20 protein-coding genes are annotated in these 24573 nt (G+C 67.2%); 17 read left to right on the top strand and 3 right to left on the bottom strand.

The genetic code is table 11. The features are described 5' to 3' along the window. Positions 1–4 precede the first annotated feature (4 nt). The 12 genes from AB0M15_RS27595 to AB0M15_RS27540 all read left to right on the top strand — a co-directional run bounded on the left by AB0M15_RS27595 (position 5) and on the right by AB0M15_RS27540 (position 15927). Positions 5–880 carry an ABC transporter permease gene (locus AB0M15_RS27595; RefSeq protein ID WP_363824350.1) on the top strand — a complete coding sequence of 292 codons (876 nt, stop codon included), beginning with the start codon at positions 5–7 and terminating at the stop codon, positions 878–880. After that, entirely contained in the window at positions 873–1688 is an 816-nt protein-coding gene (locus tag AB0M15_RS27590) for an ABC transporter ATP-binding protein (RefSeq protein WP_363824349.1), read from the top strand. The genes AB0M15_RS27595 and AB0M15_RS27590 overlap by 8 nt, the downstream gene beginning before the upstream one ends. Continuing rightward, positions 1685–2569, top strand: coding sequence for an ABC transporter ATP-binding protein (locus AB0M15_RS27585; protein WP_363824348.1), 885 nt, complete (start codon positions 1685–1687; stop codon positions 2567–2569). Before AB0M15_RS27590 ends, AB0M15_RS27585 begins: the two co-directional genes overlap by 4 nt. Positions 2570–3151: 582 nt before the next feature. Next, positions 3152–4564, top strand: coding sequence for a family 2B encapsulin nanocompartment shell protein (locus AB0M15_RS27580; protein ID WP_363824347.1), 1413 nt, complete (start codon positions 3152–3154; stop codon positions 4562–4564). Positions 4565–4568: 4 nt separating this feature from the next. Beyond that, the gene (locus AB0M15_RS27575) at positions 4569–6806 is read left to right on the top strand and encodes a germacradienol/geosmin synthase (RefSeq protein ID WP_363824346.1); all 2238 of its coding nucleotides are present in this window, start codon (positions 4569–4571) and stop codon (positions 6804–6806) included. Continuing rightward, complete coding sequence (locus AB0M15_RS27570; RefSeq protein ID WP_363824345.1) at positions 6803–8191, top strand: family 2B encapsulin nanocompartment shell protein; 1389 nt, start codon at positions 6803–6805, stop codon at positions 8189–8191. Before AB0M15_RS27575 ends, AB0M15_RS27570 begins: the two co-directional genes overlap by 4 nt. A gap of 10 nt (positions 8192–8201) precedes the next feature. Then, complete coding sequence (locus tag AB0M15_RS27565; protein ID WP_363824344.1) at positions 8202–9254, top strand: family 2 encapsulin nanocompartment cargo protein polyprenyl transferase; 1053 nt, start codon at positions 8202–8204, stop codon at positions 9252–9254. Between the two features lie 15 nt (positions 9255–9269). Further along, the gene (ispH, locus tag AB0M15_RS27560; protein WP_363824343.1) at positions 9270–10205 is read left to right on the top strand and encodes a 4-hydroxy-3-methylbut-2-enyl diphosphate reductase; all 936 of its coding nucleotides are present in this window, start codon (positions 9270–9272) and stop codon (positions 10203–10205) included. Then, complete coding sequence (ispG, locus tag AB0M15_RS27555; protein ID WP_363824342.1) at positions 10202–11320, top strand: flavodoxin-dependent (E)-4-hydroxy-3-methylbut-2-enyl-diphosphate synthase; 1119 nt, start codon at positions 10202–10204, stop codon at positions 11318–11320. The genes ispH and ispG overlap by 4 nt, the downstream gene beginning before the upstream one ends. Next, positions 11317–12084, top strand: coding sequence for a hypothetical protein (locus AB0M15_RS27550; RefSeq protein WP_363824341.1), 768 nt, complete (start codon positions 11317–11319; stop codon positions 12082–12084). Before ispG ends, AB0M15_RS27550 begins: the two co-directional genes overlap by 4 nt. Positions 12085–12086: 2 nt before the next feature. After that, positions 12087–13379 carry a hypothetical protein gene (locus AB0M15_RS27545; protein ID WP_363824340.1) on the top strand — a complete coding sequence of 431 codons (1293 nt, stop codon included), beginning with the start codon at positions 12087–12089 and terminating at the stop codon, positions 13377–13379. 4 nt (positions 13380–13383) lie between these two features. Continuing rightward, positions 13384–15927 carry an AAA family ATPase gene (locus AB0M15_RS27540; RefSeq protein WP_363824339.1) on the top strand — a complete coding sequence of 848 codons (2544 nt, stop codon included), beginning with the start codon at positions 13384–13386 and terminating at the stop codon, positions 15925–15927. A 66-nt stretch (positions 15928–15993) separates the two neighbouring features. On the opposite strand, the gene AB0M15_RS27535 is transcribed toward AB0M15_RS27540, so the two are convergent. Beyond that, positions 15994–18042 (bottom strand): phosphocholine-specific phospholipase C, encoded by a 2049-nt coding sequence (locus AB0M15_RS27535; RefSeq protein WP_363824338.1) that lies wholly within the window; start codon positions 18040–18042, stop codon positions 15994–15996. Between the two features lie 148 nt (positions 18043–18190). Here AB0M15_RS27535 and AB0M15_RS27530 point away from each other — a divergent pair, with 148 nt between their 5' ends. The 4 genes from AB0M15_RS27530 to AB0M15_RS27515 all read left to right on the top strand — a co-directional run bounded on the left by AB0M15_RS27530 (position 18191) and on the right by AB0M15_RS27515 (position 20494). After that, positions 18191–18814: a histone deacetylase gene (locus AB0M15_RS27530; RefSeq protein WP_363824337.1), complete on the top strand. Its 624-nt coding sequence runs from the start codon at positions 18191–18193 to the stop codon at positions 18812–18814. 72 nt (positions 18815–18886) lie between these two features. Continuing rightward, positions 18887–19525 (top strand): NAD(P)H-binding protein, encoded by a 639-nt coding sequence (locus AB0M15_RS27525; protein WP_363824336.1) that lies wholly within the window; start codon positions 18887–18889, stop codon positions 19523–19525. Next, the gene (locus tag AB0M15_RS27520) at positions 19525–19965 is read left to right on the top strand and encodes an anthrone oxygenase family protein (RefSeq protein WP_363824335.1); all 441 of its coding nucleotides are present in this window, start codon (positions 19525–19527) and stop codon (positions 19963–19965) included. The genes AB0M15_RS27525 and AB0M15_RS27520 overlap by 1 nt, the downstream gene beginning before the upstream one ends. 40 nt (positions 19966–20005) lie before the next feature. Beyond that, positions 20006–20494, top strand: a complete 489-nt coding sequence (locus tag AB0M15_RS27515) for a MarR family transcriptional regulator (protein ID WP_363824334.1) — start codon at positions 20006–20008, stop codon at positions 20492–20494. A 16-nt stretch (positions 20495–20510) separates the two neighbouring features. Here the strand turns inward: AB0M15_RS27515 and AB0M15_RS27510 are convergent, their stop codons facing one another. Further along, positions 20511–22670, bottom strand: coding sequence for a M6 family metalloprotease domain-containing protein (locus AB0M15_RS27510; RefSeq protein WP_363824333.1), 2160 nt, complete (start codon positions 22668–22670; stop codon positions 20511–20513). A gap of 119 nt (positions 22671–22789) precedes the next feature. Here AB0M15_RS27510 and AB0M15_RS27505 point away from each other — a divergent pair, with 119 nt between their 5' ends. Further along, on the top strand, positions 22790–24148 hold the full coding sequence (locus AB0M15_RS27505; protein ID WP_363824332.1) for an NAD-dependent succinate-semialdehyde dehydrogenase: 1359 nt from the start codon (positions 22790–22792) through the stop codon (positions 24146–24148). Between the two features lies 1 nt (position 24149). Here the strand turns inward: AB0M15_RS27505 and AB0M15_RS27500 are convergent, their stop codons facing one another. Continuing rightward, positions 24150–24569, bottom strand: a complete 420-nt coding sequence (locus tag AB0M15_RS27500; protein ID WP_363824331.1) for a PaaI family thioesterase — start codon at positions 24567–24569, stop codon at positions 24150–24152. Positions 24570–24573 lie beyond the last annotated feature (4 nt).

Genomic DNA, 24573 nt, shown 5'->3' with positions numbered 1-24573 from the left:
CGCCATGAGAATCCTGCACGCAGTACTGCGAACAGTCCGCAACAGCCGGCGGCTGGCGATCGGCGTGGTGATCATCGCCGCGATGGCGTTGCTGGCGATCCTCAGCCCGTTGATCGTCAACGCGATCGGTGGCGGCAAGGACCCGGTCGAGGTGGCCGCTTACGAGAAGTGGCTGGTGCCATCGGGGGAGCATGTGCTCGGGACCGATCAGTTCGGCCGGGACGTGCTGGCGATGGTGATGAAGGCGTTGTCGGTGTCGCTGCAGATCGGCGCGATCGCCGGGGTGATCTCGACCGTGGTCGGGGTGATCGTGGCGTTCGTGGCCGGCTACAAGGGTGGCTGGATCGACAACATTCTCTCGACGTTCACCGGGATCCTGCTGGTGATCCCGACGTTCCCGTTGCTGATCGCGCTCTCGGCGTACGCGAAGAACGTTTCGCTCTTCCAGGTCGGCGTGATGATCTCGATCTTCTCCTGGCCGTTCGCGGCCAAGACCATCCGTTCCCAGGTGCTCAGCCTGCGTTCCCGCCCGTACGTCGATCTGGCCCGGGTCAGCAAGTCGCGAGATCTCGAGATCATCGGCACCGAGCTGCTGCCGAACCTGCTCCCGTTCATCGGGGTCGGGTTCGCCTCGTCGGCGCTCGGCGCGATCTTCGGCCTGGTCGGCCTGGAGGTGATCGGGCTCGGGCCCGGTGGCGTGATCGATCTGGGCCAGATCATCTTCAACGCGATCAACACCGGCGCGCTGACGCTCGGGGCCTGGCCGATGTTCGTGGTGCCGATCGTCTTGCTGACGCTGCTGTTCGCGGCGCTGAACATGATCAACATCGGCCTCGAAGAGGTCTACAACCCACGGCTGAGAGGAGTGGCCGGTGAGTGAGCAAACCGTACTTGAGATCAAAGGCCTCGAGGTCGTCTACTCGACCAACCGCGGCGACGTGAAGGCCGTGCAGGATCTCGACCTGTCGGTCCGTCGCGGCGAGATCCTCGGGATCGCGGGGGAGTCCGGCAGCGGCAAGTCCACCCTGGCGGTCGCCCTGCTGCGACTTCTCAAACCGCCTGGCAAGGTGACCGCAGGCTCGGCGATCTTCCACCGCAAGGGCGGCTCGCCGGTCGACCTGATGAAGGTCGACGGCGAGGAGCTTCGTGTACTGCGCTGGAGCGCGCTCTCCTACCTGCCACAGGGCTCGCAGAGCTCGCTCAACCCGGTCATGCGCGTCGAGGACCAGTTCAAGGACGTCATCCTCGAGCACGCGCCCGCCCGCAAGGAGGGACTCACCGAGCTGATCGGCCGGCTGCTCGACCAGGTCGGCCTGGAGCCACGGGTCGCCCGGATGTACCCGCACGAACTGTCCGGTGGGATGAAGCAGCGCGTGCTGATGGCGATCTGCGTCGCCCTCGAACCAGATCTGGTGATCGCCGACGAGCCGACCACCGCGCTGGACGTGACGATCCAGCGGGTGATCCTGCAGAGCCTCGCCGACCTGCGTCGCGACTTCGGCGTCACGCTGATGGTGATCTCGCACGACATGGGAGTCCACGCGCAACTGGTGGACCGGGTCGCGGTGATGTACGAGGGCCGGCTGGTCGAGGTCGGCGGCGTCCACCAGGTCTTCAAGGACCCGCAGCACGAGTACACCCGGCAGCTGATCGAGTCGATCCCGCGGCTCGGACGGAGGGCGTCATGACGACCGACAAGGTGATCGAGCTGCGCGGCGTACAGCAGCGGTTCCATGCTCGGGGAACGCCTGACGGCTACCTGACGGCGGTCGAGGACGCCAGCTTCCGCCTCGACGCGCACCCGCCGCAGGTGGTCAGCCTGGTCGGCCAGAGCGGCAGCGGCAAGAGCACGATCGCGCGCAACATCCTCGGCCTGCAGAAGCCGACGGCCGGCACGATCACGTACGGCGGCAAGGACATCTTCAAGCTCAGCCGCAGCGAGCACGACGAGTACCGCCGCAACGTGCAACCCGTCTTCCAGGACCCGTACTCGATCTTCAACCCGTTCTACCGGGTCGACCGCGTGCTCTGGAAAGCGGTGAAGAAGTTCTCCCTCGCCTCCACCCGCGAGGCCGGGCTCGCCCTGATCGAGCAATCCCTGCGCGCGGTCAGCCTCGATCCCAACCGGGTCCTCGGCCGCTACCCCCACCAGCTCTCGGGCGGCCAGCGGCAGCGGATCATGCTGGCCCGGATCCACATGCTCCGCCCGGCCTTCGTGATCGCCGACGAGCCGGTCTCCATGCTCGACGCCCAGATCCGCAAGATGTTCCTCGACATCCTTCTCGACTTCCAGCGCACCCACGGCATGACCACGCTCTTCATCACCCACGACCTGTCCACCGTGTACTACCTGGGCGGCCAGGTGATGGTCATCAACAAGGGCGAGATCGTCGAACGCGGCCCGGTCACCGAGGTCATGCACACCCCGACCCACCCCTACACCCGCCTCCTCCTCGACTCCATCCCACAACCCGACCCCGACGCCCGCTGGACCACCCGGATCAGCGTCGACGAGTCCACCGCCACTCCACCCACCGACACCGCCACCGAGGCCACCCCCATCATCTAGCTGCCCGAGCCCACAAGCGGTGGGCTCGGACATCAAACGGCGACCTTGAACAAGTTATTTCGTGTTCAAGGTCGCCGTTGCCTGTTCAAGCCCACCACTGGTGGGCTCGGACAAGTGGAGCGTTTGTTTGATGTCAGGACAAATCGTGGTATCGATTCCATAACCGTTGCCGGCGAGAGGTTGCCGATGGCATCGGGGGCGGTTGCCGGTGGCAAGCGGATCGGGGGGAAAGGTCGTTTCCTCGGGGTGGGGAGGCGATTGTTTCGGGGTTTTGGAAGGTTTGGAAAAACTTGCAGGTGTGCTCATCTTGACGGGTGCGATGAGGGCTCGGTTACCGTTTGTCACGTAGCGGTCGAGACGGTGGGGACACAGGGCGAACTGGGCGCCGGCAGTCTGTGGTCCGACTGGAGCTCGTTGGTGGGCTGTCGGCCGATCGTGACCAGCTGAGCTGATCAACCAATCCATCGAACAGGTGCTGTGTGCACCTGTGCCCGAACCCGAGCCGGTCCACCCACCGGCTGGTTTCCCCTGCCCGAAACAAGGGCGCGACCAACGAACCGCGAACGAATGGTGGTGGGTAGTGTGACTTTGACCGAGCCGGCCTCGTCGGATGTCAACGCCAAGGCGCAGCTGAGCCTGGGGACCGCGGCAGCGCGGAACCTCGCGACGACGACCAAGTCCGAGCCGCAGATGCAGGGCATCACCTCGCGCTGGCTGCTGAAGCTGCTGCCCTGGGTCGAGGCCAAGGGTGGCGCCTACCGGGTGAACCGGCGGCTCAGCTACGCCGTCGGCGACGGCCGGGTCACCTTCACGACCAGCGGCGCCGAGGTCCGGGTGATCCCGCAGGAGCTGTGCGAGCTCGCGCTGCTGCGCAGTTACGACGACATCGAGGTACTGTCGGCGCTCGCGGATCGCTTTGTGCAGCAGGAGTTCCAGCCCGGCGACGTGATCGTCGAGCGCGGCCGGCCGGCCGATCAGATCTGCCTGATCGCGCACGGCAAGGTGGACAAGATCGGCGTCGGCAAGTACGGCGACGAGACCGTCCTGGAGACGCTGGTCGACGGCGACCACTTCACCTACAAGGCGATCCTGGAGACCGACGACTTCTGGGACTTCACCATCAAGGCGACCACCGTCTGCACGGTGCTGACCCTGTCGCAGGACTCCTTCGAGGAGCTGGTCGGCCAGGCCGACGGCCTGCGCCAGCACATCGAGGACTTCCGCAACAGCCCGGAGCGGGCCAAGGACGAGTTCGGCGAGGCCGCGATCGACGTCGCGTCCGGCCATGCGGGCGAGGCCGACCTGCCCGGTACGTACGTCGACTACGAGACGACTCCGCGCGAGTACGAGCTGAGCGTCGCCCAGACCGTGCTGCGGGTGCACACCCGGGTAGCGGATCTCTACAACCACCCGATGGACCAGACCGAGCAGCAGTTGCGGCTGACCATCGAGGCGCTGCGCGAGCGGCAAGAGCACGAGATGATCAACAACCGCGACTTCGGCCTGCTGCACAACGCGGACCTGAGCATGCGGATCCCGACCCGCAGCGGCCCGCCGACGCCGGGCGATCTGGACGAGCTGCTCAGCCTGGTCTGGAAGGAGCCGGCCTTCTTCCTGGCGCACCCGCGCTCGATCGCCGCCTTCGGCCGGGAGTGCACCAAGGCCGGCATCTACCCGGACAGCATCGACGTCGGCGGCCACCGGTTGCCCGCCTGGCGCGGCGTACCGATCTTCCCGTGCAACAAGCTCGGGATCAGCGAGACCAGGACCAGCTCGATCATGTTGATGCGCACGGGGGAGGACAGCCAAGGCGTCGTCGGCCTGCACCAGACCGGTCTGCCGGACGAGTACGAGCCGGGGCTGTCCGTGCGCTTCATGAACATCACCGAGAAGGCGATCATCAACTACCTGGTCAGCGCCTACTACTCGACGGCCGTTCTGGTCCCGGACGCACTCGGCATCCTCGAAGGCGTCGAAATCGGGCGAGAAGGCTAGCCCCATGGCCAAGCAGCCGTACGAGCTGCCCAACTTCTATGTGCCCTACCCGGCCAGGATCAATCCGCACCTGGAAGGAGCCCGGGCACACAGCAAGGCCTGGGCCTACGAGTTCGACATGATCGACGTTCCCCAACAGGGCAAGGCGATCTGGGACGAGCACGACTTCGACTCCCACGACTACGCGTTGCTGTGCGCGTACACGCATCCCGACGCGACCGGTCCGGCGCTGGACCTGGTGACGGACTGGTACGTCTGGGTCTTCTACTTCGACGACCACTTCCTCGAGCTGTACAAGAAGACCCAGGACATGGCCGGCGCCAAGGCCTATCTCGACCGGCTGCCGTTGTTCATGCCGGTCGAGGGCCCGATCACGGAGATCCCGGAGAACCCGGTGGAGCGCGGTCTCGTCGATCTGTGGAACCGTACGGTCCCGTCGATGTCGCCAGGCTGGCGGCAACGATTCATCGGTACTACGGAAGCCCTGCTGGCCGAATCCCTCTGGGAACTCACCAACATCAGCGCCGGCCGTGTCGCCAACCCGATCGAGTACGTCGAGATGCGTCGCAAGGTCGGTGGGGCACCATGGTCGGCCAACCTGGTCGAGTACGCGAGCAATGCCGAGGTACCGGTCGAGATCGCCGGAACCCGCGCGATGCAGGTGCTCAGCGACACGTTCTCCGACGCGGTCCACCTGCGCAACGACCTGTTCTCCTACCAGCGCGAGGTGGAGACGGAGGGCGAGGTCAACAATGGCGGCCTCGTCGTGGAGCGCTTTCTCGGCTGCAGCCCGCAGGAGGCGGCCGAGGTCGTCAACGACATCCTCACCTCGCGGCTGCACCAGTTCGAGAACACCGCGGTGGCGGAGATCCCGCCGCTGCTGGCGGAGAACCTGGTTGGTCCACAGGGCCAGCTCGACGTACTGAACTACGTGAAAGGCCTGCAGGACTGGCAGTCCGGCGGTCATGAGTGGCATCTGCGATCCAGTCGGTACATGAACAACGGAGGCAAAGCAGCACTCGGCGGCCCGACGGGCATCGGCACGTCTGCCGCGCGCATCCTCTCGAGCCTCGTTGCGACCGCGCCGTACCGGATCAGAAGCCACACCTTCACCCCTTTTCAGCCGGTGGGGGCGACGCCGCTGCCGGGCTTTTATATGCCGTACTCCGCCAAGCGCAGCCCGCACCTGGACGAGTCGAGGGCCCATCTCCGCGAGTGGGCTGCGGAGATGGGCCTGCTCGACGGCACCGTCTGGGACGCCGACTACCTGGAGGCGAACGACCTGCCGTTGTGTGCGGCGGGCATCCACCCGGACGCGTCTCCCGAGGCGCTGAACCTGTCCTCGGACTGGCTGGCCTGGGGGACGTACGCCGACGACTACTACCCGATCGTCTTCGGGCGGACCCGCGACCTGACCGGCGCCAAGGCGACGACGAAGCGCCTGTCGGACCTGATGCCGATCGAGGGCCCGGCCGGGACGGTTCCGGTGACGCCGTTGGAACGGAGCCTGGCCGATCTCTGGGTCAGGACGGCCGCGCCGATGACCGTCGAGCATCGCCGGGACTTCAAGGCCGCCATCGACACGATGACGGAGAGCTGGCTGTGGGAGCTGGCCAACATGTTCCAGAACCGGATCCCCGACCCGGTCGACTACATCGAGATGCGCCGCCGGACCTTCGGCTCGGATCTCACCATGAGCCTGTGCCGGATCGGGCATGGGCGGACGGTACCGCCGGAGATCTACCGGTCCCGGCCGATCCAGGCGATGGAAAACGCCGCCGCCGACTACGCCTGCTTGCTGAACGACGTCTTCTCGTACCAGAAGGAGGTCCAGTTCGAGGGCGAGTTCCACAACGCCGTGATGGTCGTGCAGAACTTCCTCGGCTGCGACCGGGACAAGGCGCTCGGCCTGGTCAACGACCTGATGACGGCGCGGATGCAGCAGTTCGAGCAGCTCGTGGCGGTCGATCTGCCGACACTGTTCACCGACTTCGGTCTGGACGAGGAGGTCCGGCGCACGCTGCTCGGGTACGCCGAGGAACTGCAGAACTGGATGTCCGGAATCCTCGTCTGGCACGCCGGCGTCGATCGGTACAAGGAACCGACCCTGCTGGCCAGAGCCGGCGAGCCGGTCAAGAAACTCCGAATTCTGGGCGGTGCCACCGGTTTCGGCACGTCCGCGGCTCGACTCCCCAGACCACGGCACCTCGTTGGTGCGAGCAGAATGGACGGTGTCTCGTGACGGCGATCGATCAGGACAAGCCGCAGCTGAGTCTTGGGACCGAGGCCGCCAGGCAACTGGCGACCACCACCAAGTCGGTACCGCAGATGCAGGGCATCTCGCCCCGGTGGCTGCTCAAGATGCTGCCCTGGGTGGAGACCCAGGGCGGTGCCTACCGGGTCAACCGCCGGACGAGCTTCGCGGTCGGCGACGGCCGGCTGAGCTTCTCGGCCACCGGTGCGGACATCCGGGTGATCCCGGCTGAGCTCACCGAGTTGCCGCCGCTGCGGGACTTCGCCGACGAAGATGTACTGACCGCGCTGGCGGGCCGGTTCTACCAGGTGGAGTACCAGCCGGGCGAGGTGATCGCGGAGTTCGGCAGCCGGGTGGACGACGTAGTACTGATTGCCCACGGCAAGGTCAGCAAGGTCGGCATCGGTGAGTACGGCGACGGTACCGACCTCGGGACCGTTGCCGACGGCGACTATCTCGGTGAGGGGTTGTTGACCGAGCCGCCGGAGAACCTCTGGGAGTTCACAGCCAAGGCGCTGACCCAGTGCACGGTGCTGAAGCTTCACCGCAACGACTTCAACAACCTGGCCGAGCAGTCGGAGTCGCTCCGGCAGCACTTGGACGAGGTCCGGCAGCGGCCGAAGCGGGCGCAGAACAAGAACGGTGAGGCGGAGATCGAGCTCGCCTCGGGACACGCCGGCGAAGACGATCTACCGGGAACGTTCGTGGACTACGACCCTGCTCCCCGCGAGTACGAACTCTCCGTCGCGCAGACGATCCTGCGGGTGCAGACCAGGGTCGCGGACCTCTACAACAACCCGATGAACCAGACCGAGCAGCAGCTCCGGCTGACCATCGAGGCGTTGCGGGAGCGGCAAGAGTCCGAGCTGATCAACAACCGCGACCTCGGCCTGCTGCACAACGCCGACTTCCAGCAGTGCATCTACACCCGGACCGGCCCGCCGACGCCCGACGACTTCGACGAGTTGCTCACCCGGCGCCGCAAGCCCCGGCTGCTGCTCGCTCATCCGCGGGCGATCGCGGCGTTCAATCGTGAGTGCACCAAACGGCACGTCCTGCCCGAGACCGTCGAGGTCGACGGCAAGCGGGCGCAGGCGTGGCGCGGCGTACCGCTGCTGCCCTGCAACAAGATCCCCATTTCCAACACGAACACCACCTCAGTGCTGGTGCTGCGCACCGGGCTCGACGACGAAGGCGTCATCGGCCTGCGGCAGACCGGTCTGCCCGACGAGATCGAGCCCGGCCTGAACGCCCGCTTCATGGGGATCAGCGAGAAGGCCATCAGTTCGTACCTGGTCAGCACCTACTACTCGGTGGCTGTGCTCGTCCCGGACGCGCTCGGCGTTCTGGAAAACGTCGAACTCGGTGGATGAGGAGCATGTCATGTCCACTCTCCAGCACGCGAGCCAAGCCGCGGGGGCCGGCCGGTCTGCCCAGCAACTCCTGGCCTGGAGCCGCGACCAGGTCGAGCCCGCGCTCCGCGCCGCGGTCGGAAGCATGCCGCTGGCAACTCAGCGGATCACCAACTACCACTTCGGCTGGGAGGACGAGGAAGGAGCTCCAGCCAACGCTGACGGCGGCAAGGCACTCCGCGCCGCGCTGGTACTCCTGGCTTCTCAAGCCGTTGGCGGTACTGCGGAAGCTGCGGTTCCAGCCGCGGTAGCGGTCGAGCTGGTCCACAACTTCTCCCTCCTGCACGACGACGTGATGGACTGCGACCTGACCCGGCGGCACCGGGCCACGGCCTGGTCCGTCTTCGGTCTCGGGCCGGCGATCCTCGCTGGTGACGCGTTGCTCAGCCTGGCGTTCGACGTACTGGTCGACAGCGGCAACGTGCGTGCGGACGAAGCGGCCCGGATGCTCGGCGCTGCGGTTCAGGAGCTGGTCGATGGGCAGCTGTCGGACTCGCACTTCGAGACCCGCGACGACGTGGTGCTGTCGGAGTGCGTGCGGATGGCTCAGCTCAAGACCGGCGCGCTGCTCGGGTGCTCGACGGCACTCGGCGCGCTCTTCGGCGGCGGTCGCACCGAGCAGGTCGACCACCTGAGGTTGTACGGCGAGGATCTCGGGCTGGCCTATCAGTACGTCGATGACCTCTTGGGGATCTGGGGTGACCCCAAGGTGACGGGCAAGCCGGTGCACTCGGACCTGCGCCGGCGGAAGAAGTCGCTGCCCGCGATCGCGGCGCTGACCTCGGGTACGGAGGCCGGTCGTGAGTTGGCAGTCCTGTACCACCGAAAGAACGAACTGTCCGACGACGAGCTGGCGCGCGCGGCGGACCTGATCGAGGCGACCGGAGCACGGGAGCAGAGCCAGTTGCAGGCCGACGCGCTGCTGACCGACTCACTGGGCGAGTTGGCCTCGGCCCGGGCACTCGAGCCGGCTGCCGGTGAACTGGAACAACTGGCCAGGTTGGCCACGCGCCGCGATCGCTGATCGAAGGGGGGAACAATGACGACACGCACTATCCTGCTGGCTTCGCCGCGCTCATTCTGCGCCGGTGTCGAGCGGGCCATCGAGGTGGTCGAGCAGTTGCTCGAACGACGCAGTCATCCGATCTACGTACGCAAGCAGATCGTGCACAACACCCACGTCGTCGCGGAGCTGGAGAGCCGGGGCGCGGTGTTCGTCGCCGAGCTGGACGCCGTGCCCGATGGCGCGACCGTCGTGTTCTCGGCCCATGGAGTGTCCCCGGCGGTCCGCAGTGAGGCGGACCGTCGGGGGCTTGATGTGATCGACGCGACCTGCCCGCTCGTCACCAAGGTGCATGCCGAAGCACGCCGGTACGCCGCCCGCGGGGACACCGTGATCCTGATCGGTCACGCGGGGCACGAAGAGGTCGAGGGGACGATGGGGGAGGCGCTCGACCGGACGCTGCTGGTCGAGACGGTCGAGGACGTCGCGCGGCTGGAGGTGGAGGATCCGTCGCGGGTCTCCTACCTGACCCAGACCACGCTGGCGGTGGACGAGACGACGGCGATCCTGGATGCCCTGCGCAACAAGTTCCGTGGGTTGAAAGGGCCGTCCGAGGCGGACATCTGTTACGCGACGACGAATCGGCAGGAGGCGCTTGCTGCCATCGCGGAGGAGTCGGATCTGGTCCTCGTGGTCGGCTCCACCAACTCGTCCAATTCGCGCCGGCTGGTCGAGCTGGCGCACAAGCACGGCACCCCGGCGTACCTGATCGACGACGCGTCGGGAGTCGAAGTCGACTGGCTCGCCGGGGTGCGCATCATCGGACTGACGGCCGGCGCCTCGGCACCGCCCCGCCTCGTCGACGGAGTGATCGACTGGCTCCGCGAGCTCGGCCCGGTCGAGGTCGTCGAACGAGAAATCACCCAAGAAACAATCCACTTCACGCTGCCTTCCGCGGTGAGACAAGCATGACCGCCGTACAGCTAGGTCTGCCGGAACTGCTGGTACTACGACGCAAGTCGCGCGAGCTGGCTGTTGGGGGTGTGGCGGTTGGTGGGGGTGCTCCGGTGTCCGTGCAGTCGATGACTACTACGCCGACGGCTGATGTGGAAGCGACGTTGCGGCAGATTGCTGAGTTGACGGCGGCGGGGTGTCAGATCGTGCGGGTGGCGGTGCCGTCGCAGGATGATGCGGATGCGTTGCCGGAGATTGCGGCGAAGTCGGGGATTCCGGTCGTGGCGGATATTCATTTCCAGCCGCGGTACGTGTTCGCGGCGATCGACGCGGGGTGTGCGGCGGTACGGGTGAATCCGGGCAACATCCGCAAGTTCGACGACCAGGTGCGCGAGATCGCGCAGGCTGCATCGGCGGCCGGGGTGCCGATCCGGATCGGGGTCAATGCGGGGTCGTTGGACCAGCGGCTGCTGGCGAAGTACGGGAAAGCCACTCCGGCGGCGCTGGTGGAGTCGGCCTTGTGGGAGTGCTCGCTGTTCGAGGAGCACGGTTTCACCGATCTGAAGATCTCGGTGAAACACCATGATCCGCGGGTGATGGTCGCCGCCTATCGCGAGCTGGCGGGCAAGTGCGACTACCCGCTGCATCTGGGTGTGACCGAAGCCGGGCCGTTGTTCCAGGGGACGATCAAGTCCGCCGTGGCGTTCGGCGTACTGCTGGCGGAGGGGATCGGGGACACGATCCGGGTCTCGCTGTCGGCGCCGCCGGTCGAAGAGGTGAAGGTCGGGATCGGGATCCTCGAGTCGCTCGGGTTGCGGCCGCGCCGGCTGGAGATCGTCTCCTGCCCGTCGTGCGGACGCGCGCAGGTGGACGTCTACAAGCTGGCCGAGCAGGTGACGGCCGCGTTCGAAGGCTTCCCGGTACCGCTCCGGGTGGCCGTGATGGGGTGCGTCGTCAACGGACCCGGCGAGGCGCGGGAGGCCGATCTCGGGGTGTCGTCGGGCAACGGCAAGGGCCAGATCTTCGTGAAAGGGGAGATCGTCCGGACCGTCCCGGAGAGCCAGATCGTCGAGGCGCTGCTCGAGGAGGCGATGAGCCACGAGTGGCCTGCGAGCAGTGAGGACGACGGATGAGTCTGTTGGTGAGTGGGCTGTTCTGGGTGGTCGGGACGATGGTGGTGACCGCCGTGCTGGCGATCGTCCTGCGGCGGGCCCGGCAACGGGAGGGACGCGAGGCGAACAACGAGGTGGCCGGCCAGGTCTTCACGGTCGTCGGTGGGGTGAACGTGGTGATCGCGGCGTTCGTGCTGATCTCGTTGTTCGACGCGATGGACAAGGCGCAGGACACGACGTATCAGGAAGCGGACTCGCTCGTCGCGGTGCAGTGGGCGAGTGACTCGCTCGCCCCGGCGGACCGGGCGAAGGTCCAGCAGCTGACGCATTCGTACGCGACCGTGGTGTCCGAGCAGGAGTGGCCGGACATGAAGGCGGGCCGGCCGGTCAGCGCGGAGGGGTGGACGGTGCTGACCAATCTGCAGACGACGATCGAGCACGCGAAGACGACGACCGAGCGGCAGGAGAACAGTCGCGTCGATGCCGCCGGCCAGGTCTGGAACGTCTACCAGGCAAGGCAGGTACGGCTGAACTCGGCGGGCAGCGGGGTCAGTTCGGTCGTCTGGTTCGCGATCATGGTCGGCAGCGTGATGTCGGTGGCGCTGATGTTCATGTTCGGCGGTCCGGGGCTGTACTCGTACGCGATCATCGTGTCGATGCTGTCCGGCGCGATCGGGCTGCTGCTGTTCGCGATCTACCAGCTGCAGAACCCGTTCAGCGGTGGCGCGAGTGTGGGACCGGACGCGTTCGTCTCCGCGCTGGCCAGGCTGAGTCACGGCGGCTGACGATGGCCCGACCCTTGATTGCCCCGCTCGCCGGCGTACGCCCCGTACTGCGTGCGTCGGCGGGCGTGGGTGCCTTCGTCCTCGCCTGCCTCACGACCGTCCTGGTCGCTGGGTCGTCGGATGCCGCGGCCGACTGCTCGATGCTGCAGTTCCGGACGCCGGGGTACAGCTCTTTGTCTCGCCTGGCGTTGGTGGAGTTGCCGTCTGGTCGTAGTACTGACCTTGGACGGCTGGACTACCAGATCAACGCTGCGGGTTATGCCAAAGGCCAGGACCTGGTCTATGGGATCGCCACGCGGGACAAGTCGGGGTGGTTGCGTCGACGGCCGCACCTGGTGACCGTCGATCGCCGCGGCGCCGTCACCGATCTCGGTCAGGTGAGGGTCGGTGTCGGTGGGGTCGCCGACCCGACCGCCGGGGCGGTGGCGGGGTCGCGGTTGTATCTGCGCGACGGGCATCGGCTGTACACGATGGACATCGACCCGGGGAGTTCGACGTTCAGGTCGGTTCTTCGAGTGGTGCATCTGTCGTCGGTGCTGCTGGCGTTGTCGGTCGACGACTTCGCGGTGAATCCATCGGACGGGTTGTTGTACGGGATCTCGACGTCGGGGCCGAAGGCTCGGGTGGTCAGCCTGGATCCTGAGCGGGGCAAGGTGAAAGTCGTCGCGACGGTGCGGGGGATACCTGGGCGGGATTCGTACAGCTCGGTGGTCATGTCTGGTGGCGTTCTGTACACCGTGCGGACGGGGTATGGGTCTCGGAGTCAGCTTTATCGCGTGGGTCTGGACGGCTCGTCGAGCTCCTTGGCCTCGTTGTCGGCAGCCGTCGGGTCTGATGCCGCGGGGTGTCTGTACACGGCGCCTCCGCCCCCGCCTCCACCAACTCCGACGCCGCGGCCTACGCCTACGCCCACTCCCAAGCCCACCCCGACGCCAACACCCACCCCGACTCCTTCGCCTCCTCCCACCCCAACGCCTACTCCCGCGCCGCCACCCGCCCCGCGCCCGTCCGTGCGGCCGACGCCTACTCCGACGCCGTCACCTACGCCGACTCCCACGCCCGCTCCAGCGGCAGACCTGCCGTTGCCGCCACCACCCACTACTCCGACGCCGACCCCGAGGCCTCGTCCGATCCAGCCGACTCCTTCGGAGATCACCATCGCTCCGCAGCAGGCGGCACTACCGCCTCCAGCCGACCGTACGGTCCAAGTGCTCCGCCGCTGGTCCCTGGCCACGCTGTTGGTAGTTCTGACTGGCGGCGCCGCCGCGGCCGCCCAACGCCGAATGCACCGGTGAGCTCGTGAAGTTGGTGGGGAGGGAGCACGAGCTCCGTGCACTGCGGACTGCGGTGCGCGCCGCTCCCGGGTTGGTGCTGGTCGTCGGGGAGGCGGGAGTCGGGAAGAGCCGGCTGGTGGCGGAGGTACAGGGTTCCCATCCGGCTCGCTGGCTGATGGGACAGTGCCGGCCGGTGGAGGAACAGATCCCGCTGGCTCCGGTGATCGAGGCGATGGGGGAGCCGGTACTGCGCTCCGGTACGCGCCACGCGGTCTTCAGCTCGGTGGTGGAACGGTTGTCGGGGGCTGGGCCGACGGTGCTGGTGGTCGAGGATCTGCAGTGGGCCGACCCGGGAACGCTGCAGTTGTTGCGGTTTCTCGCGGGTCGGTTGCCACGGGAGTTCGTGCTCATCGGAACCTATCGTCCGGAGGATGCTCAGCAGGCGGGCGAGATCACGGCTTTGGCTGGTTGCGTTCCGGTTGGGGCGCGGGCTAGCGAAGTACGGGTTGGTCCGTTGTCGGCGGACGCGGTACAGGGGTTGGCTGCCGAGTTGCTCGGGGTGAAGTCGTTGCCGTCGGCATTGATCGACGAGTTGGTCAAGCGCACTGGTAGTCTGCCGTTCGTCGTCGAGGAGCTGCTTCGTGACGAGACGCTGGGCAAGGGTGATGCTCTCATCCAGGCCTTGGCCGACAAGCCGGCGCCGGTTGCCTTGCGGGCTTCGCTCACCATCCGGCTTCAGCAGATTCCGGGCTTCTGCCGCTCGGTGATCCGGGCTGCTGCTGTGCTCGATGCACCTGTGTCGGAGGCGATCCTGGGTTCTGTTGCTGAGGTTGCCGGCCATCAGTTGACGACTGCGATGGATACGGGTCTCGCTCGTGGCCTGCTCGGTGAACCGAAGCCCGGCCTGTACGACCTGCGCCACGCGCTCGCTCGGCGGGCGATCTACGAGACGATCCCGCCGGACGAGGTACGCCGTCTGCATCGCCGGGCCGCGAGTGCGCTGGCCTCGGTCGAGCCACCGGATCACGCTGGGATCGCGTCGCATTCGCGCCTTGGTGGATCTCTTGGTGACTGGATGATTCACTCCGAACTGGCCGCGGAGCATGCTGCGAACCGGGGCGATCATGCTGTGGCTGTTGCCCAGTTGACGGAGATGCTTCGGAGTGAAGCGCTGACTTGGGCGGATCGCGCGCGGCTGGCGGTCAAGCTCGGGCAGTCCGCGTCGCCTACTGGACAGCTCGACGATGCAGTCGCTGTGATGAGGGGTGTGTTGGGCTCGTCCACTGTCGCCAGCGCTAGTCGTGGACGGTTGCGGTTGGCGCTGGGGTTGTTGCTGCAGGAGCAGACCGGCTCGGTTTGCGTCGGGCGGCGGGAGTTGGCGGCGGCCGTCAGCGAACTGGGCTCGGATCTGGGGTCGGCTGCTTGGGCGCTGTCGGCATTGGCGGTGCCGACGGTGGGTTCAGAGGCGGTCGGGGAGCAGCGGGCGTGGTTGGAGCGCGCGTTGCTTTTGGTCGGCGAGTATTCGGAGGGGGAGGCGCAACTCGCAGTACGGCGGAACCAGGCACGCTTCCGCTTGTCGGTCGGCGAACTCGACGAGGCCGACGGCGTCGAGGTCGCCGGCGCCTTGGCGTGGCTGGGACACGACCGACGGAGTACGGCACTGCTCGACCGCGCCGCCGAGACCGAAAACCCCTTCACCAGAACAGCGATCGCCGCCATCCGGGCCCGCCTGGACTTCACCGCCGGCAACTGGACAGGCCTCGCCGACCGCCTGGCCCGAGCTCGCGCCGAAACCGCTCTGCCCTTCATCCGTGCCGAACTAGACCTGGTCGACGGCCGCCTCCACCTGGCCCAAGGCGATGTTGCCGGAGGCAAACAACTCCTCGAATCGGTCTCAGCTGCAACCGCCCACGGCCCTTGGCCCCTCCGCGCAGCCGCAACCGCTGCCCTCCACCGCCATACCGATGTCCCCCTGGACGAATGTATCGCCCTAGTCATCCGCAAGGACGGCTGGCCCTGGGCCAGCGACCTGCTGACCTGCGCCCCCACGCACGAACTGGCCTTGAAGTTCGCCGCCACTGTAGCCGACCGCGATGCCCCGGCCGCAAACGCCGCCGCCACCTTCGTCCAGGCTGTCTCGGAGCAATCGGCGTCCCTGTTCACCACCGCCGCCGACCAATACCGGGCAATAGGCCGCCACTACGACGAAACCGTCGCCCTGGAAGCCCGGGGCCAACTCCTCTTGGCCAACGGCGACCCCAACGACCTCATCTCGGTAGCCAACACCTACGAGGCCATGGGCGCCCGCGGCGACGCCCGCCGCTGCCGCGACGCACTCCGCGAGGCCGGCGTCGCCGTCTCACCCAAGCGCGGCCGCCGCGGCTACGGCAACGCTCTCTCGCCGCGGGAACTCGAAGTCGCCCGGCTGGCCGCGGAAGGACTCAGCAACAGCAGGATCGCATCCACCCTGACTCTGTCCGTCAGTACCGTCGAAGACCACCTGTCCCACGCGATGCGCAAGTTGGAGGTCCGTTCCCGTCACGACCTGGCGCCCCTGGTCACCCGCTGACCCGTACCTCGAGCGGGCCTGGCGGGCCTGTACTGCCCCGGTAGCAGCCGGGGCAGTACAGGTTTCTCAGGCGGTGATGATGGCGGGGTCGCTGGTGCCTGCCTCGCCGGTTTCTACGTGGCCGGCGAAGCGCCGCAGGAAGGTGGTGTCGGTGTCGGCGGTGATCGACACGTCGTACCACTGCTTGCTGTGGTGGACGTTCAGTTTGTACTGCGACGTGCGGCCCTTGAGCACCTTCAGGCGCTTGGGGCGGCCGTCGTAGGAGTTCGTCAGGGTGAAGATGACATCTTGCGCGCTGCTGTTGGTGAGGGTGAAGTCGAGGTCGCCGGTGGTGTCGTTGTGGCGGGCGGTGATCTCGAGGGCGGTGGTGGGGCTGCTCCGGAAGGTCCGGAGGAAGCCGTTCGGGCCGTGGACGGTCAGGTCGGTGACGCCGCCGGAGTAGATCGTGTTCCAGGTGTCAGCGATCGACTTGCCGGCTTCGGCCGTGTAGGTCCAGGGGCCGTCGGTGCGCTTCGGCGACGTGATCAGGAACGCAGATCCGGCGCCGGTGCCGGACGAGAACGTCAGCTGGTACTTGCCGGCCTGCGTGGCGCCGTCGACATAAGGGGAGTAGGGCAACGGCCTGGTACGCCGCGTGCCGGGCTCCTGGACCGGCATCTCGCCGACCGCGGGCGGGTTGACCCGGAAGGTCGGGTGCCGGTCGCCGTCCGGCGGCTGGTACGCCGAGGTGTCCGGCAACTGTCCGGGCTGGCGGGCGTCGGCGCTGAAGTCGAACGCCGACGTCAGGTCACCGCAGATGGCCCGCCGCCAGGGCGAGATGTTCGGCTCGTGGACGCCGAACCGGCGCTCCATGAACCGGATGATCGAGGTGTGGTCGAACGTCTCGGAGCAATTGTACCCGCCGGTGCTCCAGGGCGAGACGACGATCATCGGGACACGCGGGCCGAGACCGTACGGGCCGGCCACGTAGCCCCCGCCGCCGGCGTACAGGTCGGCGCTGACGTCGACCGTGGACAGGCCTTGGCTGGCAGACGTCGGCGGCAGCGGCGGTACGACGTGGTCGAAGAAGCCGTCGTTCTCGTCGTAGGTGATGAAGAACGCCGTCTTGCTCCACACGTCGGGATCGGAGGTGAGCGCGTCGAGGACCTGGGAGATGTACCAGGCGCCGTAGTTCGACGGGAAGTTCGAGTGCTCGGTGAACGCCTCGGGCGCCGCGATCCAGGAGATCTGCGGCAGGTTGCCGTTCTTCACGTCCGCGCGGAGGTGGTCGAACAGACCATCGCCGGCCTTGGCGTTCGTACCGGTCCGGGCCTTGTCGTAGAGCGGGTCGCCGGGGGCGGCGTTGCGGTACTTGTTGAAGTACAGCAGCGAGTTGTCGCCGTAGTTGCCGCGGTACGCGTCCTCGATCCAGCCCCAGCTGCCGTTGGCGTCGAGACCGTCGCCCATGTCCTGGTAGATCTTCCAGGAGACGCCGGCCTGCTCCAGGCGCTCCGGGTACGTCGTCCAGCCGTAGCCGGCCTCGTCGTTGCCGAGCACCGGGCCGCCGCCGGTTCCGTCGTTACCCGTGTAGCCGGTCCACATGTAGTAGCGGTTCGGGTCGGTCGCGCCGATGAACGAGCAGTGGTACGCGTCGCAGATGGTGAACTTGTCGGCGAGCGCGTAGTGGAACGGGATGTCCTCGCGGGTGAGGTAGGCCATCGTCGGGGCCGTCTTGGCCGGCACCCACTTGTCGAACTTGCCGTTGTTGTAGGCGGCATGACCGTCCGGCCAGCTGTGCGCGAGCCCCTGCAGGAACTGGAGTCCGAGGTCGTCGGCCACCGGGTGGAACGGCAGTACGTCCTTGGTCCCGTTCGACTGGTGGAAGACCGACTTCCCGCTCGGCAGCGTGACGGGGCGGGGATCGCCGAAGCCGCGGACGCCCTTCAGCGACCCGAAGTAGTGGTCGAAAGAACGGTTCTCCTGCATCAGGACGACGATGTGCTCGACGTCCTCGATGCTGCCGGTCCGGCGGTTGGCCGGGATCGCGGCGGCCTGTTCGATACTGCTGGACATGGCCGCGAAGGCGGCGGTGCCACCGGCTAGCTGCAGAAACCTGCGGCGGTTCAGATCTGGCATGACGGATCTCCTCATCGGGCGGGACGGGTGGAGCGTTCAGCACCAGCACTGCATCGGAGGCACCCTAACTGGAACTTCAGGTGGACGGAATATGAAGTTTGTTGTTCATTTCCAACCGCTTGCAAGCTGTAACGGACGGGGTTAACGCTTGAAGAGCGTCTGGTACGTCGCCTACGGCTCGAATCTCGCACTGAATCGGTTCCGCTGTTACGTCGCCGGCGGACGCCCGGCCGGCGGCCTGCGGGACTACCCCGGCTGCCGCGATCCCAGCGAGCCGGCCGGCATCCTCAGCCTCCAGCTCCCCGGCGGCCTGGTCTTCTCCGGCGAATCGAAGGTGTGGACCGGAGGCAGCGCCTTCTACGACCCGTACGCCGATGCGCGGGTCGCCGCACGCGCATACCTGATCACCACCGACCAGTTCGCCGACGTCGTCGCCCAGGAGATGCGCCGCCCACCCGGCGGCCCTTTCGCCCTGGCCCTGAGCGCCATCGCCCCGACGGTCGAAACCGTGCATGCAATGGGCCCCGGCCGCTACGAGACGATCACCCGGGTCGGAGTGCGGGACGACCTACCGATGCTGACCATGACACATGGCGAGGCGGCTGCTCTTGAGCCATCGGCGCCCAGTGCGGCGTACCTGCGGTGGATCGCCGCCGGGCTGCGTGAGGCGCATGGGTGGGATGCGGGCGAGGTCGCCGACTACCTCGGCAGTGCTGTCGGGGTGAGCGGCCAGTGGGGTCGTGACGAGTTGCTCGCGGTCGTGGGGGAGTAGCGCTCGCATCTCGTATCGTATGAAACTCATATGATACGGTCTAGATATTAGATCGATGGAGAGGTGAGGGCGATGCGGATCACGGTGTTCGGGGCTACTGGGCGGATCGGGGCTGCGGTGGTTGAGCAGGGGCTCGAGGCGGGGCACAAGGTGGTGGCGGTGGTGCGGGAGTCGGCGCGGTACGAGGTGCGGCATCCGGCGCTGGAGGTGGTAAAGGTGTCGGGGGTGACGGTGGCTGCCGAGTTGGTCGGGGCGGTTGACGGGGCTGAGGCGGTGGTGTCGGGGATCGGGCCGCGGGGGCGGAAGGACGGGCCGGTGACCTCGACGTCCACGAGGGCGATCGTCGAGGCGATGCGCGAGGTCGGAGTGCGCCGGTATGTCGGGGTCAGTGCGGCGCCCGTCGGGCCGATTCCGCCCGGCGACAGCTTGCTGAATCGGGCGTTCATCCATCCGTTCTTCGGCTGGCTGCTGAAGGAGACCTACGCCGACCTCGCTTTGATGGAAGCGGAACTCGCGGCGAGCGGCATCGAGTGGACGGTCGTCCGGCCGCCGAAGCTGGTCAGCAAGCCGGTCACCGGGATCTATCGGACGGCGCTGGATGCCAACATTCCGCGCGGTCTGTCGGTCTCCCGCGAGGACACCGCGCACTACATGCTCGGCGCCCTCGCCAAGCCGGAGACGATCGGGCACGCGGTCGGCATCGCGTACTGATGAGGTTCGTCAAGCTCGCCAACCTCTGGTTCGCCGGGCTCTTCGCCGGCTTCCTGCTGACGGTGCTCGTCCTGGAGCAGTCCCTGCGACGCTTCGACGCCCACGTCTACACCCAGGTGCGCCAGGTCGAGCTCGACCGGCTCGACACCCTGGCCAGCGTGACGTTGCTCCCGGCAATCATCACGACACTGGTCCTGGTACTACGAACCCGCCGCGCACCGACGATCGCAGCACTCGTACTCCTGCTCGGCGTCTTCGTGCTGACGCTCGTGGTCAACCTACCGATCAACCACGACCAGGCCGCCTGGTCCGTCCAATCTCCAGCGGCCGACTGGGCGGACGTACGGGACCGGTGGCAGTTGGCGCATCTCGCCCGGACGGTCGCAGCCGCAGTCGCGTTGGCGCTGCTCATCGGCGTACCGAGGAGATCGGCTGCGTAAAGTGTTGTTCGAGATTCGTACAACACGAGGGGCAGATCTTATGAATCCGGTAACAGCCCACGACGCGCGCCGGCGGCGCCGGCTAGCGGCCGAGATCAAGGACTCGTTGCGCGAGCTGAGCAACCAGCTCAGCCTGCTCAACCATCAGGTCGGCACGCATCTGGAGTTGAAGGACGTCGACCTGGACTGCCTCGAACTCATCACCAGGCACGGCCCGATGAGCCCGAGTGCCGTGGCTCGCCGGGCCGGCCTGCACCCGGCGACGATGACCGGCATCCTCGACCGCCTGCAGAAGGGCGGCTGGATCGCCCGTGAGCGCGACCCCGACGCCACCGACCGCCGCGCCGTCGAGGTCCGCGCGCTCCGCGAGCGCAGTACCGAGGTCTTCAAGCTGTACGCCGGAATGAACACCAAGATGGACAACCTCCTGGCCGACTACTCAGCAGCCGACCTGGAGCTGATCTCCGACTTCCTCCAACGCACCAGCACCGCCGGCCAGACCGCGACGAGCACTCTCGCCGAGGCCTGACCAGCGGTTCGAAGACCTACTTGGCGATGGCCAGGCAGGTGGTGGTGGACTTCTTGGTGGGGTCGGATTCCGAGGTGGCGGTGAAGGTGATGCCGGCCAGGTGGGACGCCTTGGGGGCGGCCTTGGCCTGGACCGGGATCTTGATGGTGGAGCCGGTCTTGGCGGTGGCCAGGGCGTTCGGTACGGAGAGCGTCCAGCCCTTGCCGGTGATCTTGGCGGATACCCGGTAGACGTCGTTGTCGAGGTACTTCGCGACGTCCTCCGGGTGCGTACCCTGCGGCGGTGCCGTCTTGCCGGTGTTGGTCAGCGGGAAGACACAGGTGCTGACGCCGGCCGGCCCCGGGAGGCCGACAGTCGGGCGCACCCGGACGCCGCGCCGCTGCGGGCCGGCGCCGTCGAGGGAGCGGATCGCGACCGTGTAGGACAGTTCGCCCTTGGCGTTGCGGTGCACGTTGGTGATGTAGAAGTGCAGCCGGTTCGCCTGATCGACGTACTCGTACTCGCTGCCGGAGTTGGTACCGGCGTGGAAGAGCGCGTCGGACAGTTGGCGGTAGTCGCCGATCGTGATCGGGACCTTGGTGCCGTCGGGCAGCACGTAGTCGGTCATGTTGATGTCCTGCGGGTTCGCGTCGATGACCCACTCGAACGGCGCCGCATCAGCATTCTTGGTCTTCGTCAGCAGGACGCCGGAGTCGGGCGTGAACGAGTCGGTGCCGACCCGGTCGACGACCTCGACCGTGTAGTTGTTGTACCCGCCGCCGTCGCACATCGGGTCGGTGCTGACATCGCACTTGGGGGAGAGGTCGCCGGTGCCGAGCGCGATGTTGATCCCGGACAGGTCCTGCGCACCCGGCTGGATCGCGCGGGCGGTGACGTCGGCGACCACCAGGCCTGATTGGGCGAGGGCCTCGCGCGACAGCCGGAGTACGTTCTGCTCGTCGACCATCTGCAGCTTGATCTTGTTGCGCAGCATGTGTTGGGCGCCCATCGACGCGCCACCGGTCGCCGGGATCATCCAGCGGCTGTGTGGACCGCCGGGACCGTTGAACGTGCCGCGGCTGAGCATCTCCCACGGGCCGGAGTAGTCGCGCCGGGCCGGGATGCCGAACGGGTTGTTGTAGTTGTCGCCGATCCCGAGGATGTGGCTCAGCTCGTGGGCGAAGACGGACATACCGGAGCTCTCGGCCTGCGTCGTCGAACCGCCGCCCGCGTTGGGCCAGAGTGTCGAGCCGGAGGCCCAGGAGGTCCACGGGACGTACCGGGTGAGCGACCAGTTCGGCAGCGCCGGGTCCGGCGGGCCGAAGTCGTCGGTGACGTCTTCCTTGGTCGGGAACTTCATCGACCCGAACTCCTGCCAGGTCGACGACTCGTCCTGACCGGCGCTGAGGTAGTACACGAAGTCGAACCCGGCCGGTACTCCGGCACCTTGGTCGGCGACCCATGCCGCGCGGGCGTCGGTCCGCAGGTTCTTGTTGCAGCTGTCACCGGCGGGGCAGGCCGTACCGCCCTGGAACTCCATGCCGTACTCGTACGACTTGCCTGGCAGCTGATAAGCGCCGAAGGAGGTCAGGTCGACGCCGTACCGGCCGCCTGAGTCCTCCATCCAGTACTCGTGGATGGTGTGCCCGCGGTTGAGCGCGCCGGGCTTGTTGAGGAAGTCGCGGTAGAAGTCGGCGACCTGGTCGCGCGGAATGCCGTTGGCCTCCGCGCTCGGGTTGCCGAACGGCGTCGACGCCTTCGGCTGGGTGATCACGAACGGCTGGTTCGGGTAGTCGACGAGCACGAGCGCGCCCTTGAACGTCCGGACCGAACCCTTCTTGGTCGGGTCGGCCCAGTTCGTACCGGGCGGCTTCTGGTAGTCGGCCCAGGTCATGTGGTCCGGGTTGACCCAGTTCTGCGGATCGATCGCCTCCCCGAAGCCGGGCTGCGCGACGCGCTTCGCCGCGAACTCCGACTCCTGCCACGGCTGCTGCTGCGGCCAGTGGTCGAACTGCCAGGGATTGACGGGATCCGGCTTCTCAGCCGCCGGTACCACGGACGCGGCGGCCGGACCGGCATCGGCGCCTGGCCGCGCGGCCGGCGTACCGGGTGCCGCGAACGCCAGACCGGGAATCGAGACGGCGGCCAGCAGAGCGGTCGCGCGCAGGGCAAGCCGAAGCTTTCGTTGCTCAGACACGGGCGGAGTCCGATCGACGAAGGAAACATGCGGAGCTTCATCCTGCCTCAAACCGACCGGGCGGGCGACAGATGAGATGACTGTATACAGTATGTGAAGAAGTCGGTAGCCTGGCAGGCATGTACTCAGTGACGAACCCGGCGACGGGTGACCTGGTCGAAGAGGTGCCGAACTCGACTGCTGAGGAGGTGGAGGCGGCGGTTGCGCGGGTGCACGGGGGGTATCAGGCGTGGCGGCGGCGGAGTGTGGCGGAGCGGGCCGCGATCGTGAAGCGGGCGGCGGTGTTGTTCGCGGAGCGGGCTGATGAGCTGGCGGCGATCATGACGATGGAGATGGGCAAGCGGATCAACGAGGGCCGGGGCGAGGTCGGCATCGTGGTCGACATCTTCGACTACTACGCCGACCACGGGGAAGAGTTGCTGGCCGACGAACCGGTGGCGATCAAGGGCGGCCAGGCGGTCATCACCAAGAACCCGATCGGGCCGCTGCTCGGGATCATGCCGTGGAACTTCCCGTGCTACCAGGTGGCCCGTTTCGTCGCACCGAACCTGGTGCTGGGCAACACGATCCTGCTCAAACACGCGTCGATCTGCCCGCGTTCGGCCGCGGCGATCGAGTCGGTACTACGAGACGCCGGCGTACCGGACGACGTGTACGTCAACACGTTCGCCTCCTCCCGCCAGATCCCGGCGATCCTGGCCGACCCACGAATCCAGGGCGTATCGCTGACCGGCAGCGAGCAGGCCGGGATCTCCGTCGCCGCCGACGCAGGCAAGCACCTCAAGAAGACCGTGCTCGAACTGGGCGGCTCCGACCCGCTGATCGTGCTCGACTCCGCCGACCTCGACGAGACGGTCAAGGCGACCGCGACCGCCCGGATGCGCAACTGCGGCCAGTCCTGCAACGCCCCCAAGCGGATGATCGTGCTCGCGGACCTGTACGACGAGTTCGTCGACAAACTCACCAAGCGGGTGGCCGACTTCTACCTCCCCGGCGACCCGGCCGACCCCGAGACGAAGCTGCCCCCGCTGGCCTCGGTCGCCGCGGCCGACGAGGTCGCCGAGCAGGTCGAGCGTGCCGTCCGGCAGGGTGCGACGCTGCGTACCGGCGGTCAGCGGATCGAGCCCGGCGCCTACCTCGAGGCGACCGTGCTGACCGACGTCACGCCGGAGATGGACGCGTACTACGAGGAGATCTTCGGGCCGGTCGTACTGGTGTTCAAGGCCGAGTCGGAGGAGGAGGCGATCGCGATCGCGAACGACTCGCCCTTCGGCCTCGGCGCTAGCGTGTGGGGCACCGACGCGGCTCGCAACCGTCGCGTCGCCGATCAGATCGAGGCCGGCATGGTCTATCTGAACAGCGCGGGTGGTTCGCAGGCCGATCTGCCGTTCGGCGGGATCAAGCGCTCCGGGATGGGGCGCGAGCTCGGGGCCGCCGGGATCGAGGAGTTCATGAACAAGAAGTCCATCCGGCTCTGAGCTAGGGCTTCGGCCAGAGGACCATCTGGGTGCAGCGGAAGGTCGCGATCTTGCGGCCGGTGTCCTCGTTGGTGACGTCCGCGTCCCACACCTGGGTGGTCCGGCCGAGGTGGACCGGACGGGCTTCGCACAGTACGGCGCCCTCGCGGGCAGTGCCGAGGAAGTTGCTCTTCAACTCGATCGTCGTGAACCCCGTCGACCCCTCGGGGAGGTTGATGATCGTGCCGTACCCGCAGAGCGTGTCGGCGATGCTGACGACGGTACCGGCGTGGAGGTAGCCGTTCGGCGCGAGCAGCTCCGGGCGTACCGGCGTACGGGCCTGCAGAAGCTCCCGCGTCACCGAGGTGAAGTCGATCCCGATCAGCCCCGGCAGCGCCCCGACCCCGAACTTGTTGAACTCCTCAGGCGTGTACTCGCTCATGGCC

Source organism: Kribbella sp. NPDC051718 (genome assembly GCF_040681515.1).
Taxonomy (GTDB): domain Bacteria; phylum Actinomycetota; class Actinomycetes; order Propionibacteriales; family Kribbellaceae; genus Kribbella.
Note: the sequence above shows the minus strand (reverse complement) of the source record. Positions and strands in the feature narration are given on the sequence as shown.